General features: G+C 67.1%; 16 protein-coding genes. 12 read left to right on the top strand and 4 right to left on the bottom strand.

Annotated elements, in window-relative coordinates; all coding sequences use genetic code 11:
* Nucleotides 1-24 precede the first annotated feature (24 nt).
* The 7 genes from G0Q01_RS26270 (at nucleotide 25) to G0Q01_RS26240 (ending at nucleotide 8,710) form a co-directional block, all read left to right on the top strand.
* Entirely contained in the window at nucleotides 25-945 is a 921-nt protein-coding gene (locus G0Q01_RS26270) for a 3-keto-5-aminohexanoate cleavage protein (protein WP_164198500.1), read from the top strand.
* The gene (locus G0Q01_RS26265) at nucleotides 942-2,399 is read left to right on the top strand and encodes a carnitine 3-dehydrogenase (protein WP_164198227.1); all 1,458 of its coding nucleotides are present in this window, start codon (nucleotides 942-944) and stop codon (nucleotides 2,397-2,399) included. The genes G0Q01_RS26270 and G0Q01_RS26265 overlap by 4 nt, the downstream gene beginning before the upstream one ends.
* Nucleotides 2,400-2,508: 109 nt before the next feature.
* Nucleotides 2,509-4,098 carry an ABC transporter substrate-binding protein gene (locus G0Q01_RS26260; protein ID WP_164198229.1) on the top strand — a complete coding sequence of 530 codons (1,590 nt, stop codon included), beginning with the start codon at nucleotides 2,509-2,511 and terminating at the stop codon, nucleotides 4,096-4,098.
* Between the two features lie 10 nt (nucleotides 4,099-4,108).
* Nucleotides 4,109-5,068: an ABC transporter permease gene (locus G0Q01_RS26255; protein ID WP_164198230.1), complete on the top strand. Its 960-nt coding sequence runs from the start codon at nucleotides 4,109-4,111 to the stop codon at nucleotides 5,066-5,068.
* Nucleotides 5,065-5,883, top strand: coding sequence for an ABC transporter permease (locus G0Q01_RS26250; protein WP_108969504.1), 819 nt, complete (start codon nucleotides 5,065-5,067; stop codon nucleotides 5,881-5,883). The genes G0Q01_RS26255 and G0Q01_RS26250 overlap by 4 nt, the downstream gene beginning before the upstream one ends.
* Nucleotides 5,876-7,489 (top strand): ABC transporter ATP-binding protein, encoded by a 1,614-nt coding sequence (locus G0Q01_RS26245; protein ID WP_164198233.1) that lies wholly within the window; start codon nucleotides 5,876-5,878, stop codon nucleotides 7,487-7,489. Before G0Q01_RS26250 ends, G0Q01_RS26245 begins: the two co-directional genes overlap by 8 nt.
* 177 nt (nucleotides 7,490-7,666) lie before the next feature.
* On the top strand, nucleotides 7,667-8,710 hold the full coding sequence (locus G0Q01_RS26240) for an L-idonate 5-dehydrogenase (RefSeq protein ID WP_203595189.1): 1,044 nt from the start codon (nucleotides 7,667-7,669) through the stop codon (nucleotides 8,708-8,710).
* A 10-nt stretch (nucleotides 8,711-8,720) separates the two neighbouring features.
* On the opposite strand, the gene G0Q01_RS26235 is transcribed toward G0Q01_RS26240, so the two are convergent.
* Genes G0Q01_RS26235 through G0Q01_RS26220 form a run of 4 tightly spaced genes read right to left on the bottom strand, consistent with a single transcriptional unit; the run spans nucleotide 8,721 to nucleotide 12,212 of the window.
* Nucleotides 8,721-9,554, bottom strand: coding sequence for a metal ABC transporter permease (locus G0Q01_RS26235; RefSeq protein ID WP_164198235.1), 834 nt, complete (start codon nucleotides 9,552-9,554; stop codon nucleotides 8,721-8,723).
* Complete coding sequence (locus G0Q01_RS26230) at nucleotides 9,551-10,405, bottom strand: metal ABC transporter permease (protein WP_164198237.1); 855 nt, start codon at nucleotides 10,403-10,405, stop codon at nucleotides 9,551-9,553. Before G0Q01_RS26230 ends, G0Q01_RS26235 begins: the two co-directional genes overlap by 4 nt.
* A complete protein-coding gene (locus G0Q01_RS26225; protein WP_304610683.1) occupies nucleotides 10,402-11,295 on the bottom strand; it encodes a manganese/iron ABC transporter ATP-binding protein in 894 nt (297 codons plus the stop codon). Before G0Q01_RS26225 ends, G0Q01_RS26230 begins: the two co-directional genes overlap by 4 nt.
* Nucleotides 11,292-12,212 (bottom strand): metal ABC transporter substrate-binding protein, encoded by a 921-nt coding sequence (locus tag G0Q01_RS26220; RefSeq protein WP_164198240.1) that lies wholly within the window; start codon nucleotides 12,210-12,212, stop codon nucleotides 11,292-11,294. The genes G0Q01_RS26225 and G0Q01_RS26220 overlap by 4 nt, the downstream gene beginning before the upstream one ends.
* A gap of 166 nt (nucleotides 12,213-12,378) precedes the next feature.
* On the opposite strand from G0Q01_RS26220, the gene G0Q01_RS26215 reads away from it, so the two are divergent.
* The 5 genes from G0Q01_RS26215 (at nucleotide 12,379) to G0Q01_RS26195 (ending at nucleotide 16,453) form a co-directional block, all read left to right on the top strand.
* Nucleotides 12,379-12,801: a Fur family transcriptional regulator gene (locus tag G0Q01_RS26215; protein WP_108969493.1), complete on the top strand. Its 423-nt coding sequence runs from the start codon at nucleotides 12,379-12,381 to the stop codon at nucleotides 12,799-12,801.
* A gap of 98 nt (nucleotides 12,802-12,899) precedes the next feature.
* Entirely contained in the window at nucleotides 12,900-13,694 is a 795-nt protein-coding gene (locus G0Q01_RS26210) for a uracil-DNA glycosylase family protein (protein WP_164198241.1), read from the top strand.
* A gap of 44 nt (nucleotides 13,695-13,738) precedes the next feature.
* Nucleotides 13,739-14,278, top strand: a complete 540-nt coding sequence (locus G0Q01_RS26205) for a hypothetical protein (protein ID WP_203595188.1) — start codon at nucleotides 13,739-13,741, stop codon at nucleotides 14,276-14,278.
* Nucleotides 14,279-14,329: 51 nt separating this feature from the next.
* Nucleotides 14,330-14,872 (top strand): molybdenum cofactor biosynthesis protein B, encoded by a 543-nt coding sequence (moaB, locus tag G0Q01_RS26200; protein WP_164198243.1) that lies wholly within the window; start codon nucleotides 14,330-14,332, stop codon nucleotides 14,870-14,872.
* A 108-nt stretch (nucleotides 14,873-14,980) separates the two neighbouring features.
* Nucleotides 14,981-16,453 (top strand): efflux RND transporter periplasmic adaptor subunit, encoded by a 1,473-nt coding sequence (locus G0Q01_RS26195; protein ID WP_164198245.1) that lies wholly within the window; start codon nucleotides 14,981-14,983, stop codon nucleotides 16,451-16,453.
* The last annotated feature ends 1 nt before the right edge of the window (nucleotide 16,454 follow it).

The raw sequence follows: 16,454 nt of genomic DNA, 5'->3' as shown, positions 1-16,454 counted from the left end.
CCGCAGGAATATCAGGAGTTCTTCATGCCTCTTACGATGAACAAAGAGGTCTTCATCACTTGTGCGGTGACCGGCTCTGGCGGCACGCAGGACCGCTCGCCGCATGTGCCGCGCAGCCCCGAGCAGATCGCCAGCAGCGCGATCGACGCCGCGAAGGCCGGTGCCGCAGTGGTGCATTGCCATGTGCGCGACCCCGAGACCGGCGCGCCCGCGCGCGATCCGGCGCTCTACCGCGAGGTCACCGAGCGCATCCGTGACGCCGAGGTGGACGTGGTGCTGAACCTCACCGCCGGCATGGGCGGCGACATCGTCTTCGGCTCGACCGAGGCGCCCTTTCCGGTCAAGGCCATCGGCACCGACATGGTCGGCGCCAGTGAGCGCTTGGCGCACGTCGCGCAATGCCTGCCGGAGATCTGCACCCTCGACTGCGGCACCATGAACTTCGCCGAGGCCGATTACGTGATGACCAACACGCCGGGCATGCTGCGCGCCATGGGCGGCATGATGACCGCGCTCGGCGTCAAGCCCGAGATCGAGGCCTTCGACACCGGCCATCTGTGGTTCGCCAAGCAACTTGTCGCCGAGGGCGTGTTGACCAGCCCCGCGCTGGTGCAGCTCTGCATGGGGGTGCCTTGGGGCGCACCGAACGATCTCAACACCTTCATGGCCATGGTGAACGCGGTGCCCGAGGAGTGGACTTGGTCGGCCTTCAGCCTCGGTCGGGACCAGATGCCGTTTGTCGCGGCCTCGGTGCTGGCGGGCGGCAACGTCCGTGTCGGGCTCGAGGACAACCTCTGGCTCGGCAAGGGCCAACTCGCGACCAACGCGCAGCTCGTGGAGCGCGCGGCCTCGATCATCGAGAACATGGGCGCGCGTGTGGTCGGCCCTGAGGAGGTCCGCGCCCGGCTCGGCCTGGTGAAGCGCGCGCCGAAGGTGATGGCATGAGCCCGGCCCGGAAGACCGCCGCCATCGTCGGCGGAGGGGTCATCGGCGGCGGTTGGGCCGCGCGCTTCCTGCTCAATGGCTGGAACGTGAACGTCTTCGATCCCGACCCCGAGGCCGAACGCAAGCTCTCCGAGGTGATTGCCAACGCCCGCCGCGCGCTGCCCGGGCTCTACGACCGAGCGCTGCCGGAGGAAGGCGCGCTGACCTTCTATGGCGACATGGCCGATGCGGTGGCCGGGGTGGACTGGGTGCAGGAGAGCGTGCCCGAACAGCTCGCCCTCAAGCACAAGGTCCTGGGGGCGCTCTCGGATTTGGCGCCGGAAACTGCGGTGATCGGTTCCTCGACCTCGGGCTTCAAGCCCTCAGAACTGAATGCGGAAGGGGCGCGCGCCATCGTCGCTCACCCGTTCAACCCGGTCTACCTCCTGCCGCTGGTCGAGCTGGTCGGCCTGCCCGAGCGCATCGGTCCCGCCACCGAGATCCTGCGCTCGGTCGGCATGTTCCCTCTGATCCTGCGCAAGGAGATCGACGCCCATATTGCCGACCGCCTGCTCGAGGCTGTCTGGCGCGAGAGCCTGTGGCTGGTGAAAGACGGGGTTGCGACCACCGAGGAGATCGACGAGGCCATCCGCATGGCCTTTGGCATCCGCTGGGCGCAGATGGGCCTATTCGAGACCTACCGCGTCGCCGGAGGCGAGGCGGGGATGAAGCACTTCATGGCCCAGTTCGGCCCGGCGCTTTCCTGGCCCTGGACCAAGCTGATGGACGTGCCGGAGTTCACCCCCGAGCTGGTCGATCTCATCGCGGGCCAGTCGGACGCGCAATCCGGGCACATGTCGATCCGCCAGCTCGAGCGGCTGCGCGACGACAATATCGTCGGCATGCTGCGGGCGCTGAAGCGCAGCGGTTCCGGGGCGGGGGGCGTGGTCACCAGCCACGAGGCGGCGCTCGGGCAAACCAATATCGGGCAAACCGGCACCAAGGACGGCCTGCCGGTCACCGCTCGGCGGCAGGTGCCTGCCTGCTGGACCGACTACAACGGGCACATGAATGAGACCCACTATCTCGAGGCCGCCTCGCTTGCGACGGACCGGCTGATGGAGATGGTGGGGGCTGGCGCCGACTATATCAGCGCAGGCCGCAGCTATTTCACCGTCGAGAGCCACATCCGCTACTTGGAGGAGGTGCGCGCGGGCGAGCGGATCACCGTCACCACGCAGATCCTGCAGGGCACGGGCAAGAAGATGCATCTCTTCCACCGGCTCTGGCGCGGGGATGACGCGCTCGCGGCCACGATCGAGGTGCTATTGCTGCACACGGATCTCTCCACGCGGCGTTCAAGCCTGCCGGCTCAACCCGTCGCAGAGGCGCTGGCCGCCTTGGCGGAAAAACATGCGCAGATCGAGAGCACGGGGGCCGGACGGTTCGTCGGAGAGCGCCCGTCCGGCGGATAAGTTGAGAAATCCGGGGATTGGTATTAGGAAGCGACCAAACGGAAACGACGGGCCCCCTCCCGGAGACGGGTCCGCAATAAAAACTGAAAGCAAGAAACAGGGGTACATGATGACCGACCAGACCAAGACATCGACCTACCAGCGCTTCGCCCGCAAGGGACTTTCGCGCCGCACTCTGCTGGGCCGGGCCTCTGTGCTCGGCCTTGGCGCTTTGATCGGGGGCAGCGTCCCGTTCAGCGCCGCGCTGGCGCAGGAGCCGGTCAAGGGCGGCATCCTGAAAATGGGCCTGGGCGGCGGCGAGAGCACGGAATCTCTCGATCCGGCGATGGCGCTGGCACAGGTGGCCTTCAACGTCACCCGGACCTTTGGCGAGACCCTGCTCGACGTGAACCCGGACGGCTCGCTGGACATGCGTCTCGCGACGGATGTGAGCTCGAGCCCCGACGCCAAGACCTGGACCTTCGCGATCCGCGAGGGCGTCAAATTCCACGACGGCTCCGATCTGACCGCCGAGGACGTGCTGGAAACCATGCGCCGCCATTCGGACGAGGACTCGCAGTCCGGTGCGCTCGGCATCATGAAGGGCATCACCGGCATGCGCGTCGAGGAAGGTAACTTCATCGTCGAACTGGCCGATGCCAACGCCGACCTGCCTTACCTGATGTCGGACTATCACCTGGTGATCCAGCCGAACGGCGGCCGCGACAACCCCGCCGCGGGCATCGGCACCGGACCCTACCGCGTGGTCGAGGCCGAGCCGGGCGTGCGCTACACCTTCGAAAAGTTCGCGGACTATTGGGACGAGAGCCGCGGCCATTTCGACGGCGTCGAATTTGCCGTGATCAACGACGGCACCGCGCGCAACGCCGCGCTGCAGTCAGGCCAGGTGCACATCATCAACCAGGTCGCGCCGAAGGTGGCCGGGCTGCTCGGACGCGCGCCGGGTCTCGAGGTGAAGAGCGTGGCGGGTCGCGGGCACTATGTCTTCATCATGCATTGCGACACCGCGCCCTTCGACAATGCCGACCTGCGCATGGCCCTGAAATACGCCATCAACCGCGAGGAGATGGTCGACAAGATCCTGCAGGGCTACGGCACGGTCGGCAACGACATCCCGATCAACTCGTCCTACCCGCTGTTCGACGACACCCGCCCGCAGCGCACCTATGATCCCGAGAAGGCCAAGGAATACTACGACAAGTCCGGTCACGACGGCAGCCCGATCATCCTGCGCACCGCTGACGGCGCCTTCCCGGGCGCGGTCGACGCGGCGCAGCTGTTCCAGGAAAGCGCGCGCGCCTGCGGCATCCCGCTCGAGATCAGCCGCGAGCCCGATGACGGCTACTGGTCGGACGTGTGGAATGTCGAGCCCTTCTGCGCATCCTACTGGTCCGGCCGCCCTGTGCAGGACCAGATGTACGCCACGGCCTACCTGTCGACCGCTGACTGGAACGACACCCGCTTCGACAATGCCGACTTCGATGCCAAGCTGATCGCCGCCCGCGGCGAACTGGATCAGGACAAGCGCAGGCAGCTCTACCGTGAGATGGCCGATATCCTGGCCGATGAGGGCGGGCTCATCTGCCCAATGTTCAACGACTTCATCGAGGGCGTGAGCGACCAGATCCGGGGTTGGGAAGAGAGCGGCGTTCTGGAACTCATGAACGGGCTGGCCCCGCACAAGTGCTGGCTGGCCTGAGGCCGCCCGCATGAACGCCTACATCGCTAAACTTGTGGCCCAGCGTATCGCGCTGGGTCTGCTGCTCATATTCCTCGTGTCGATCATGATCTTCCTCGGCACGCAAATCCTCCCCGGGGATGTCGCGCAGGCGATCCTCGGCCAGACCGCCACGCCGGAATCCCTTGCCAACCTGCGCGAGGAACTGGGGCTCAACGTGCCCGCCACCCAGCGCTACGTCACGTGGCTCGCAGGGATCCTGCACGGCGATCTCGGCACCTCGCTCAGCAATGGCCGCGACATCGCCGGCGCGATCTCGGAACGGCTGGGCAACACGCTCTTCCTTGCCTCCTGGGCCGCGCTGATCTCGGTGCCGCTGGCGATCATCCTGGGTCTGGTCTCGGTGCTCTACCGCGGCCGCTGGCCGGACAAGCTGATCTCGGCCGCGACGCTCTCGGCGATCTCGGTGCCGGAGTTCATGATGAGCTACATCTTGATGTACTATGTCGCCGTGCAACTCGGATGGGCGCCCTCGGTGGCTATGCTCAACGACCGCATGAGCCTTCTGGAGAAGCTGCACGCCATCTCGCTGCCAGTCGCGGTGCTGGTCATGGTGGTTCTGGCGCACATGATGCGCATGACCCGCGCGGCGCTGCTCAACGTCATGCAATCTGCCTATATCGAGACCGCCGAGTTGAAGGGGATCCGCCGCTCCGCGGTGATCTGGCGCCACGCCTTCCCGAACTCCATTGCGCCGATCGTCAACGTGGTCATGCTCAACATGGCCTATCTCGTCGTCGGCGTCGTCGTGGTCGAGGTGGTTTTCGTCTACCCCGGGATGGGCCAATACCTCGTCGACCACGTCTCCAAGCGCGACGTGCCGGTGGTGCAAGCCTGCGGCCTTATTTTCGCGGCGGTCTACATCGTCCTGAACATGGTCGCGGACATCGTGTCGATCCTGGCGAACCCAAGACTGAGGCACCCCAAATGAGCCGTGTTCCCATTCCCGCCCTGATCGGGCTTGTCATCACCGCGCTCTTCCTCTTCAGCGCCATCGCCGCCCCGCTTATCGCGCCCTACGGCGTCAGCGAGGTTGTCGGCGACGTCTGGGAGCCAGCCTCCGGCGCCTTCCTGCTCGGCACCGACAACATCGGGCGCGATTTGCTGTCGCGGCTGATCTGGGGCGGGCAGACCACCATCCTCGTCGCCAGCGCGGCCACCGTGGTCAGTTTCGTCACCGGTTCCATCGCCGGGCTGTTCGCCGCGGTCATCGGAGGCTGGGTCGACCAGCTGCTGTCGCGCTTCGTCGATCTGGTCATGGCGATCCCGACGCTGATCTTCGCGCTCGTGGTCCTCTCGGTGATGCCTGTCACCATTCCCGTGCTCATTCTCGTGATGGGGCTGCTCGACTCGACCCGCGTCTTCCGCCTGTCCCGCGCCGTTGCCAGTGACATCGCGGTGATGGACTACGTCGAGGCGGCCGAGCTGCGCGGCGAGGGGCGCGCCTGGACGATCTTCCGCGAGATCCTCCCCAACGCGCTCTCGCCGCTGGTCGCCGAGGCGGGCATGCGCTTCATCTTCATGGTGCTCTTCGTGTCGACCCTGTCGTTCCTCGGGCTCGGAGTGCAGCCGCCCGCCGCCGACTGGGGCGGCATCGTGAAGGAGAACAAGGACGGTATCGTCTACGGCATTCCCGCGGCGCTTCTGCCCGCGGTGGCGATCGCGGCGCTGGCGATCAGCGTCAACCTCGTGGCCGACTGGGTGCTCGACCGCACCTCCTCGCTGAAAGGAGGCCGAAATGGCTGACCCGCTTCTGCGCATCGACAATCTCAAGATCGAGGCGACGGCGCAGCCCCCGGGAGAGGCGCCACGGCGCATCACCATCGTCGACGGCGTCTCGCTCGAGCTCGAAAAGGGCAAGGTGCTGGGGCTCATAGGTGAGTCCGGGGCGGGCAAGTCGACCATCGGCCTTTCGGCCATGGGCTACGGACGTGGCGGCATCGAGCTGACCGGCGGGGAAATCGTGCTCAACGGGCGCGAGATCCGCGGGGCTTCGGGCCGCACCCTGCGAAGCCTGCGCGGCGCCGAGGTGACCTATGTCGCGCAATCTGCCGCCGCCGCCTTCAACCCCGCCAAGTGCCTGATGGACCAAGTGGTCGAAGCCAGCGTCAGCCATGGCCGGGCCACCCGCGCCGTCGCCGAGGCGCGCGCTGTAGAGCTCTTCCGCAAGCTTGGCCTGCCCGAGCCGGAAAGTTTCGGACGCCGTTATCCGCACCAGGTTTCCGGCGGGCAGCTGCAGCGCGCGATGACGGCCATGGCGCTCTGTCCCGAGCCCGATCTGGTGATCTTCGACGAGCCGACCACCGCGCTCGACGTGACCACCCAGCTCGGCGTTCTGGCGGCGATCAAGACGGCGATCCGCGAGCAGGGCGTCGCGGCGCTCTACATCACCCATGACCTCGCCGTTGTGGCGCAGATTGCGGACGACATCATGGTGCTGCGTCAGGGCAAGACGGTAGAATACGGCACAGCCAGGCAAATCATCACCGCCCCGCAGGAGGACTATACCAAGGCGCTGGTCTCGGTCACCGCCAAGGTTCACGAGGAGAAGATCACCGAGCAGCCGCCGGTGCTCGAGATCGAGGGGCTCACCGCACGCTATCGCGGCATGGACCGCGACGTGCTCAGCGACATCAATATGGCGATCCAGCCGGGAACCACGCTGGCCGTCGTCGGCGAGTCCGGCTCGGGCAAGTCGACGCTGGCGCGGGTTATCACCGGTCTGCTGCCGCCCGGCTCGGGCAAGATCACTTTCGACCGGCGCGTGCTCCCCGCCGAGCGCAGGCGCCGCACCCGCGAGGACCTGCGCGAGCTGCAGATGGTCTACCAGATGGCCGATGTCGCGATGAACCCGCGCCAAACAGTGGGCACGATCATCGGGCGGCCGCTGCGCTTCTACTTCGGCATGAGGGGCCGCGAGCAGCGGCGCAGGGTGATCGAACTGCTCGATCAGATCGAGCTGGGTGAGGACTTCATCGACCGCTATCCCGCCGAGCTTTCGGGGGGGCAGAAGCAGCGCGTCTGCATCGCCCGCGCGCTGGCGGCCAAGCCGAGGTTGATCATCTGCGACGAGGTGACCAGCGCGCTCGATCCTCTGGTCGCCGAAGGCATCCTCAAGCTGCTCGCCGATCTACAGGCGCGTGAGCAGGTTTCCTATCTCTTCATCACCCATGACATCGCCACGGTCCGCGCCATTGCCGACACGATCGCCGTCATGCACCTCGGCAGGCTGGTCCGCTACGGCGCCAAGTCCGAGGTGCTGGCGCCGCCTTTCGACGACTATACGGACATGCTGCTGAAGTCGGTGCCGGAGATGCGCCTCGGCTGGATGGAAGAGGCGACGTCCCGCTGAGGGCTTGCCGGCGCGCCGGTGTCGCCGTGCCCGTCCTGCGGGCGCGGCACACTGCGTTTCGCCTTGAAACCTCTCCTGTCGCCCGTCTAGCTTGTCGCCAAGGAAAGGCGCCGGACGCGCCGAGAAGGAGAACCCCATGACCCGACCCGCGATGCCCGCCAGCATAGGAACCCGCTGATGGAGGCCGTCGTCATCCATGCCCTGAAGGACCTGCGGCTTGACACCCTGCAGGGCGCCCCTGCGCCCGGTCCCGGCGAGGTGCGCATCGCGGTCAGCCATGGCGGCATCTGCGGCTCGGACCTGCATTACTACCTGCACGGTGGCTTCGGCACGATCCGCATCCGCGAGCCCATGGCGCTGGGGCACGAGGTCTCGGGGATCGTCACCGATCTCGGCGCGGGGGTCAGCGGGGTGTCGGAGGGTGACCGCGTGGCGATCAACCCCTCGCGCCCTTGCAACGAGTGCGAATACTGCCTGCGCGGCATGGCCAACCATTGCCTCGACATGCGCTTTGCCGGGTCCGCCATGCGCGTCCCGCACGAGCAGGGGTTCTTCCGCGCCCAGCTGACGCTGCCCGCCCGGCAGGCGGTGCGGCTCTCGCGCAAGGCCGATCTCGCGCTTACCGCCATGTCGGAGCCGCTGGCGGTCTGCCTGCACGCGGTGGCACAGGCGGGCAGCCTGATCGGCAAGCGCGTGGCGGTCTCGGGCTGCGGTCCCATTGGCTGCCTGACAATCGCGGCGGCACGGCTCGCGGGGGCCGAGGAGATCGTGGCGACCGACATTTCCGCAGCGGCGCTGGAGGTGGCGCGGATCATGGGCGCGGATCGGGTGATCAACCTTGCGGCGCAGGAGGGCGCGCTCGAGCCGCTGCAGGCCGGCAAGGGGCAGGTGGATGTGCTCTTCGAATGCTCGGGCGCCCCCGCGGCGGTGGTCGCGGGCTGTTCGATCCTGCGCCCGCGCGGCGCCATGGTGACCGTCGGCCTCGGGCCCGAGACGCCGCTGCCGATGACCGTCATCGTTGCCAAGGAGCTGCGGCTGATGGGCAGCTTCCGCTTCGATCCCGAGTTCGCCACGGCGGCGCGGCTGATCGACAGCGGGCGGCTCGATGTGAAGCCTCTCCTCACCGGGGTGCTGCCGGTCGCGCAGGCGCAGGAGGCCTTCGAGCTTGCCGCCGACAAGAGCCGCGCGATGAAGGTGCAGATCGCCTTCCCCGAGCCCTGATCCCGGGCGATCAGAATTGAGCCGAGGCCCGGCGCGTGAGGATCCCGCGCCGGACCAAGGCCAAGAGGAAGATCGCCGTCAGGATCAAGATGATCGTGGGGGCAGGGGCGCTGTCGAGGAAGAAGCTGAGGTAGGTTCCCGCCAGCATCGCCAAGAGACAGGCGGCGCAGGCGGCCAGCATCATCTTCCCGAAGCTGCGCGCGAGCAGAAAGCCGATGGCCCCCGGCGCGATCAACAGCCCCACCGCAAGGATCAGCCCGGTGGCGGTGAGCGTCGCCACAATGGTCAGCGAGATCAGCGTCAGCAGCCCGTAGTGCAGCAGCCCCACAGGCAGCCCGCTCGCCCGCGCCTGCGCCGGGTCGAAGGCGTGCAGCAGCAGGTCCTTCCATTTCAGCAAGAGCGCGCCGGCCACCAGCAGGGAAATCAGCCCGGCGGTCCAGAGGTCCTCCCTGCCCACGCCCAGCATGTTGCCAAAGAGGATGTGGTCGAGGTGCACATTGGTGTGGATCTGCGTGTAAAGCACGATGCCGAGCGCGAACATGCCCGAGAAGACCACGCCCATCACCGTGTCCTGCTTGACGCGGCTGTTGCCCGCGAGAAAACCCGTGGCCAGCGCCGTGACCATGCCCGCCCCAAAGGCCCCGAGGATCAGCGGCAGGTTGAGGATATAGGCCAGCACCACGCCCGGGAGGATGGCGTGGCTGATCGCGTCTCCCATGAGCGCCCAGCCCTTGAGCACGAGGAAGCATGAGAGCAGCGCCGTGGGAATGGCGACGATGGCGCAGATCAGGAATGCATTCTGCATGAAGGGGAACTGGAAGGGGGCGAGCAGGGTCTCGCTCATGCCGCCTCCTCCAGCGCGGCCTTCGCCTTGCGGCGGGCGGCGAGCCGGCCGTGCTTGGGCGCGAAGGTGAAGGTCAGCAGGAAGATTGCAGTTTGCAGAAGCACGATGATCCCGCCGGTCGCCCCGTCGAGGAAATAGCTGAGATAAGCGCCGGCGAAGCTGGTCACCGTGCCGATCGCCACCGAGGTCGCGATGAGCCGGGGAAAGCGGTCGCAGAGCAGGTAGGCGGTGGCGCCGGGGGTGACCACCATGGCGATCACCAGAAAGGCCCCGACGGTCTGCATCGCGGCAACCACGCAGGCCGAGAGCAGGGTGAAGAAGAGCGCCTTCAGAAGCCCCGGCCGCAGCCCGATGGAGCGGGCGTGGCCCTCGTCGAAGAAGACGACCATCAAGTCCTTCCACTTGGCCAGCAGAACCGTCAGTGAGACAAACCCGATGATCGCGAGCTGCAGCGTATCTCCCGGGGTGATGGCGAGAATGTTCCCCATGGTGATGGTCTGGATCGAGATCGCCATGGGGTTCACCGAGGCCATGAAGAGGCCGAGCCCGAAGAAGCTGGTGAAGATGAGCCCGATGATCACGTCGCTCTTCAGTCCGGAGCGGTCCGAGAGCAATAGCATCGCCGCCGCCGCCAGTCCGCCCGAGATGAAGGCGCCGAGCGCGAAGGGCAGGCCGAGCATGTAGGCCCCGGCGACGCCCGGCACGACCGAGTGCGAGAGCGCGTCGCCGATCAGCGACCAGCCCTTGAGCATCAGATAGCTCGACAGGAAGGCGCAGACCGCGCCAACCAGTGCCGACACCCACATGGCGTTGGTCATGTAGCCATAGGAGAAAGGCTCGAGCAGGCTCATTCCGTCTCCTCCCGCTTCGCTCGGCGGGTCTCGCCGCCGTAGCGCACCAGCGGGCGCTCGTCGTCGGTGAGGATCGACAGGCGGCGGGGGTCGGCATCGTCGTGCAGCTCCGCCCCTTCGATGGTGAAATGCCGCAGCACCCCGCCGAAGGCCTCTTCCAGCGCGGCGCGGGTGAAGGTGGTCTCGGTCGGCCCATAAGCCAGAACCGTGCCCTTGACCAGGACCGTGCGGTCGCAGAACTCGGGCACCGTGCCGAGGTTGTGGGTCGAGACAAGCATCACCCGGCCTTCGTTCTTGAGTTCCCGAAGCAGGGCGATGATCTGTTCCTCGGTCTTCACGTCGACGCCGGTGAAGGGCTCGTCGAGCAGGATCACCTGTCCCTCCTGTGCCAATGCACGGGCGAGGAAGACGCGCTTTTTCTGACCGCCCGAGAGCTCGCCGATCTGGCGCTGGCGGAAATCGGTCATGCCGACGCGGGCGAGCGCTGCTTCGACGGCGACGTGATCGACCTTTGCCGGGCGGCGCAGGAAGCCCATGTGCCCATAGCGGCCCATCATCACCACATCCTCGACCAGAACCGGGAAAGACCAGTCGACCTCTTCCGACTGTGGCACATAGGCGACGAGGTTGTGCTTCAGCGCCTCTTTCACCGATTGGCCGAGCAGGCTGATCGAACCCTGAGCCACCGGCACGAAGCCCATGAGCGCCTTGAACAGCGTCGATTTGCCCGCGCCGTTGACACCGACCAATGCGGTGATCGTACCCCGCGGGATCTCGAAACTGGCGCGGCGCAGGGCGGTGTGGCCGTTGCGGTAGGTGACGGTGACATCCTCGACGCGGATGCCGTCCATCGAGGCGGTGTCCGCCACGGAGGCCTCCAACGCGGTCATCGTCCGGCCTTCTGCGTTTCGAGCCCCGCCTCGAGTCCGTCGGCAATGGTGCGCGAGGTGACGGCGAGCAGGTCGAGATAGCTCGGCACCGCGCCGTCCGGCTCCGACAGGCTGTCGACGTAGAGCACGCCGCCATAGGCCGCGCCGGTCTCACGCGCCACCTGTTCGGCGGGGCGGGTACTGACGGTGCTCTCGCAGAACACCACGGGGATGTCGTTGTCGGTGACCCCGTCGATCACGGCCCGCACCTGCTGCGGCGTGCCCATCTGGTCGGCGTTCATCGGCCAGAGGTAAAGCTCTTTCATTCCGAAATCGCGGGCGAGGTAGCTGAAGGCGCCCTCGCAGGTAACCAGCCAGCGCTGCGCCTCGGGAATGGCGGTGATGCGCGCGCGCAGAGGTTCGAGCGTGGCGCGAAGCTCGGCCTTGTAGGCCTCGGCGTTGGCGGCATAGGTCGCGGCGTTATCCGGGTCGTGCTCGGCGAAGGCGCGCTCGATATTGTCGATGTAGATCAGCGCGTTCTCAAGCCCCATCCAGGCGTGCGGATTGGGTTTTCCCTGGTAGGCCCCCGCCGAGATCGGGATCGGGTCGATGCCGTCGGAGAGGGTCACCGAGGGCACATCCCGCAGGTTTGACAGGAACTGTTCGAACCACAGTTCGAGGTTCAGCCCGTTCCACAGGATCAGGTCCGCCCCCTGCGCCCGCACGATGTCGCGCGGGGTGGGCTGGTAGCCGTGGATCTCGGCGCCGGGCTTGGTGACCGAGACCACCTCGGCGGCCTCCCCGGCGACCTGTGCCGCCATGTCCGCGAGCACGGTGAACGTGGTGACCACCTTCATCTTCTCTGCTGCTTCGGCAGGCTGGGCGATGAGCAGGCCAAGGGTAGCAAGGGCAGTCGACAGCAGAGATTTGGCGGGCATGGGGTCTCCTCGGGGCGTTTCAAGAAATGTAAATGCGAGGCATTCGCAGAAGTCAAGGTAGATGAGAGTCGTTCTCATTTATGTGTGCAGTGCCGCCTTCCCGCCGCGGCGTGGTTGCCTCGTTGCCGGACCGGGGATATCAAACTGGCCTGAACAGGAGTTGCCCATGACTGCGGTCTCGACCGATTTTGCCCAGGCCTTGCGCGATGCGGGGCTGCGCGTGACGCAGCAGCGCATGATCGTGATGTCCGTGCTCATGGAGTCCGAGGACCATCCGAACGCTGACGAGCTTTTCGCGCGGACCAAGGCGATCGATGGCTCGGTCTCCTTTGCCACGGTGTATAGGACGCTGGCGGCACTCGAGGAGGCGGGGCTGATCCGCAAGCTCAGCTTCGAGCACGAGTCGGCGCGCTTCGAGGTCACGCCCGCCGCCGAGCACGATCACCTTGTCGACGTCGACACCGGCGAGGTGATCGAGATCGAGAGCGCCGAGATCGAGCGGCTCCGCCGCGAGCTGGTGGAACGGCTGGGCTACGAGATCATCAGCCATAACACGCTGATCCGCGCGCGCAAAAAGCCGCGCTCCTGAGGGCTGCGCATCTGTCCCGCGTGGCTTTCACGAGGATTTTCCGAAAGATGCCCCTGGGGGAGATTTGCTCTGCCCACGCGCTCGGGTAGTGTCTGAATATGGATTCGGGCATGGATTGGCATTGGGCGCGCGCGGCGCTGGACTGGCAGCTTGAGCTGGGCGCCGACGAGGCGATCGGCGAAGCGCCTGTTGACCGCTTTGCGCTGGAAGCGGCGGAGCAGGCGGCGCGGGCGCAACCTGCTGCCGCGCCGCAACCCGAGCGCGGCGCGGCCCCCGCACCTATGGTCGCGCCCGCCGGGCCGGACCCGGTGCAACTTGCGACGGAGGCCGCACAGGGCGCGGGCAGCCTCGAAGCGCTGCACGCGGCGATGGACGCCTTTGAGCACTGCGAGCTGAAGCGCGGCGCGCGCAACCTTGTCTTCTCCGACGGAGTCCCCGGCGCGCGGGTGATGATCGTCGGCGAGGCGCCGGGCCGCGAAGAGGACTTGCAGGGAAAGCCGTTCGTCGGGCGGGCCGGGCAACTGCTCGACCGGATGCTGGCGGCGATCGGCCTCGACCGATCAAGCTCGGTCTACATCACCAACGTGCTGCCTTGGCGGCCGCCTCAGAACCGCGACCCGCGCCCCGAAGAGATCGCGATGATGAAGCCCTTCCTGGCGCGGCACGTCGAGCTGGCCGATCCCGACCTTCTGGTGATCATGGGCAATATCTCCTGCGATGCGCTGCTCGGCAAACGCGGCATAACCCGTCTGCGCGGCAAGTGGACCGAGGCTGAGGCCCGCCCCGCCATGCCGATGTTCCACCCGGCCTACCTGCTGCGCCAGCCCGCCATGAAGCGCGAGGCCTGGGGCGACTTGCTTGAGCTTCAGGCCAAGCTCAAGGCGCTGGGGTGAGGCCGGTGCGGGCCGGGCGCATCAGTGCCGGGGCCGTTTGTGCGTTGCTGCTTGCGTTTGCAACCGGGGCTCGTGCCGATGGCTTCAGCCCCGACTACATCGCGCTTTTCCGCGTTCACGCCTCCGAGGTCGAGGAGCCATCTCCGGGGCTCGAAATCCTCGAACTGCCTGGCCCGGTGATCCTCACTCGCCGCGACGGCGAAGGGGTGCGCGCAGAGGATCAAAGCGGCCATGGCCCTGCCGGCTGCGCATTGGCACGGCTGGTCGAGATCACGGCCGCCGTGCAGCTCTGCCCCGATCTGCTGTCCATAGCCGAGCGCGACCGGCTGGCCACGCTCCTCCTGCGCGCCGCGCGATTTGCCGCCGAGAACACTTATCCTCCGCTCTCGGACGACGAGCGCGAGGATGCGCTGGCTGCGACGCTGGCCAAGGCGCGGCTGGCACAGGGCGGCACCTGTCCGCAGCCAGAGACCGAGGCCGACTGGGTGCGCTTTGCGCGCAGCCTTGCCACCGATGCGGCAGCCCGCCGCTTCGCCCATATTTTCGCCGTGCCGCGTCTGCCTGTGGCGGAGCCCTGCCCGTGACGCTATGGCTGACGGCGAGACCCCTGTGATCCCAGTCCTGACGGAGCCTGCATGAGCCGCATCGACGAAACCCGAGAGTTCATCCCTGTCCGCATCGCGGTGCTGACCGTGAGCGACACCCGCGGCCCGGATGAGGACCGCTCGGGCACCACGCTGGTGCAAAGGCTGACCGATGCCGGTCACCTGCTGGCCGATCGCGCAATCGTGAAGGATGACCGCGCCGCCATTTCTGACCAGCTTCGCGCCTGGATCGCCAGCCCAGAGGTGGATGTGATCATTTCCACCGGCGGCACCGGGCTCACCGGGCGCGACGTGACCGTCGAGGCGCACCGCGATGTCTACGAAAAGGAGATCGAGGCCTTCGGCACCGTCTTCACCATGGTTTCCATGAAGAAAATAGGCACTTCGGCAGTACAGTCGCGGGCCACGGGCGGGGTCGCGGGCGGCACCTATCTCTTTGCGCTGCCGGGCAGCACCGGCGCCTGCAAGGACGCCTGGGACGAGATCCTGCGCTGGCAGCTCGACTACCGGCACATGCCCTGCAATTTCGTCGAGATTTTTCCGCGTCTTGAGGAACACAAACGGCGGAAATGATACGATCCCGCGTATCACCGTGACGACTTGGATTGCGCCGGGCATCGGGCGTAAGCTGAATGCAGCCAGACAGAGGGGCGCCGCCCCTCCATTTCGCGGGACGATCACATGCGGTTTCTTCGCCGGAGCCTAGTCGGGCTCTTTCTTCTTTCGCTGACGCTGGGCCTGCTGGCCTGGGCCGGGATCCTTGTGCGCGACGCGGTGCAGACCCGTCTGGCAGACACGCCGCAGATCCCGCAGGCCCGCGAGAGGGTGTTCGCGGTGAACGTCGTGCCGGTACGGCTCGAGACAGTGGTTCCCGAGATGACCGCCTTTGGCGAAATCCAGAGCCGCCGGAGCCTTGAACTGCGCAGCGCCGTGGGCGGCACGCTGATCGACCTTGCGCCTGCCTTCGTCGAGGGGGGGCGGGTCGCCGCGGGCACGCTTCTGGCGCGCATCGATCCGGCTGACATGCAGGCCGAACTGGAGCGGGCGCAGAGCGCCTTGCAGGACGCCGAGGCCGAGCGCCGCGAAGCGATCCGCGCGGTCGAGCTGGAGAAGGACGCGCTGGCCGCCGCCGAGGAGCAAGCGGCGCTGCGCCAGCGGGCCTATCAACGTCAGGCCGATCTGCAGACCCGCGGCGTCGGCACCTCGGCGCTTGTGGAAGAGGCCGAGCTTTCGGCCTCTTCGGCACGGCAGGCGGTGGTCACCCGGCGGCAGGCCGTGGCCCTGAGCGAGGCGCGGGTCGACCAGAGCACCACCGCGCTCACCCGTGCGCATATCGCGCTCGACGAAGCGCAGCGGCGGCTCGACGAGACGGAAATCCGCGCCGAATTCGACGCCCAGCTCGAGGATGTCTCGGTGGTCGCCGGGCGCCGGATCTCGGCCAACGAGCAGCTCGCCACGCTGGTCGACCCCACGGCGCTGGAAGTTGCCTTCCGCGTGTCGACCCAACAGTACCTGCAGCTGCTCAACGCCTCGGACCAGCCGCGCGAGCTGCCGGTGACGGTGACGCTGGATTTCTACGGCGCCTCGGTGAGCAGCGCGGGCACGCTGATCCGCGAGGGCGCGGCGGTGGGCGAAGGGCAGACCGGTCGCCTGCTCTTTGCGGCATTGGAAGAGCCCCGCGGCTTCAAGCCCGGCGATTTCGTCACCGTAAAGATCGCCGAGCCGCCGCTCGAGCAGGTGGCGCTGCTGCCTGCCACGGCGCTTGGACCGGCGGGCGATGTGCTGGTGCTCGGCGCGGACGAACGGCTCGAAGCGGTGCAGGTCGAGCTGCTGCGCCGGCAGGGCGATGAGGTGCTTGTCCGGGCAGCGCTGGACGGGCGGATGGTCGTTGCCGAGCGCACGCCGCTTTTGGGCGCCGGGATCAAGGTGCGCCCGCTCAACACCGAGGCCAGCAGCGGCCCAACCGGCCCCGACGTTCAGGCCGAGGCCGCCATGCTCGAGCTGACCGAAGAGCGCCGCGCGCGGCTCGTCGCCTTCATCGAGGGCAACGACCGCATGCCCGCCGAGGCCAAGCAGCGCCTGCTCGCCCAACTTTCCGAGGCGATGGTTCCCGCCCATGTGATCGAGCGGCTCGAAGCGCGGATGGGAGGCTGAC

Source organism: Salipiger sp. PrR007, from assembly GCF_010499845.1.
Lineage (GTDB): Bacteria > Pseudomonadota > Alphaproteobacteria > Rhodobacterales > Rhodobacteraceae > Salipiger > Salipiger pacificus_A.
Note: the sequence above shows the minus strand (reverse complement) of the source record. Positions and strands in the feature narration are given on the sequence as shown.

Coding starts and splice junctions, on each gene's coding strand:
- G0Q01_RS26270 (WP_164198500.1), top strand. CDS start 25: ATGCCTCTTACGATGAACAAAGAGGTCTTCATCACTTGTGCGGTGACC.
- G0Q01_RS26265 (WP_164198227.1), top strand. CDS start 942: ATGAGCCCGGCCCGGAAGACCGCCGCCATCGTCGGCGGAGGGGTCATC.
- G0Q01_RS26260 (WP_164198229.1), top strand. CDS start 2,509: ATGACCGACCAGACCAAGACATCGACCTACCAGCGCTTCGCCCGCAAG.
- G0Q01_RS26255 (WP_164198230.1), top strand. CDS start 4,109: ATGAACGCCTACATCGCTAAACTTGTGGCCCAGCGTATCGCGCTGGGT.
- G0Q01_RS26250 (WP_108969504.1), top strand. CDS start 5,065: ATGAGCCGTGTTCCCATTCCCGCCCTGATCGGGCTTGTCATCACCGCG.
- G0Q01_RS26245 (WP_164198233.1), top strand. CDS start 5,876: ATGGCTGACCCGCTTCTGCGCATCGACAATCTCAAGATCGAGGCGACG.
- G0Q01_RS26240 (WP_203595189.1), top strand. CDS start 7,667: ATGGAGGCCGTCGTCATCCATGCCCTGAAGGACCTGCGGCTTGACACC.
- G0Q01_RS26235 (WP_164198235.1), bottom strand. CDS start 9,554: ATGAGCGAGACCCTGCTCGCCCCCTTCCAGTTCCCCTTCATGCAGAAT.
- G0Q01_RS26230 (WP_164198237.1), bottom strand. CDS start 10,405: ATGAGCCTGCTCGAGCCTTTCTCCTATGGCTACATGACCAACGCCATG.
- G0Q01_RS26225 (WP_304610683.1), bottom strand. CDS start 11,295: ATGACCGCGTTGGAGGCCTCCGTGGCGGACACCGCCTCGATGGACGGC.
- G0Q01_RS26220 (WP_164198240.1), bottom strand. CDS start 12,212: ATGCCCGCCAAATCTCTGCTGTCGACTGCCCTTGCTACCCTTGGCCTG.
- G0Q01_RS26215 (WP_108969493.1), top strand. CDS start 12,379: ATGACTGCGGTCTCGACCGATTTTGCCCAGGCCTTGCGCGATGCGGGG.
- G0Q01_RS26210 (WP_164198241.1), top strand. CDS start 12,900: ATGGATTCGGGCATGGATTGGCATTGGGCGCGCGCGGCGCTGGACTGG.
- moaB (WP_164198243.1), top strand. CDS start 14,330: ATGAGCCGCATCGACGAAACCCGAGAGTTCATCCCTGTCCGCATCGCG.
- G0Q01_RS26195 (WP_164198245.1), top strand. CDS start 14,981: ATGCGGTTTCTTCGCCGGAGCCTAGTCGGGCTCTTTCTTCTTTCGCTG.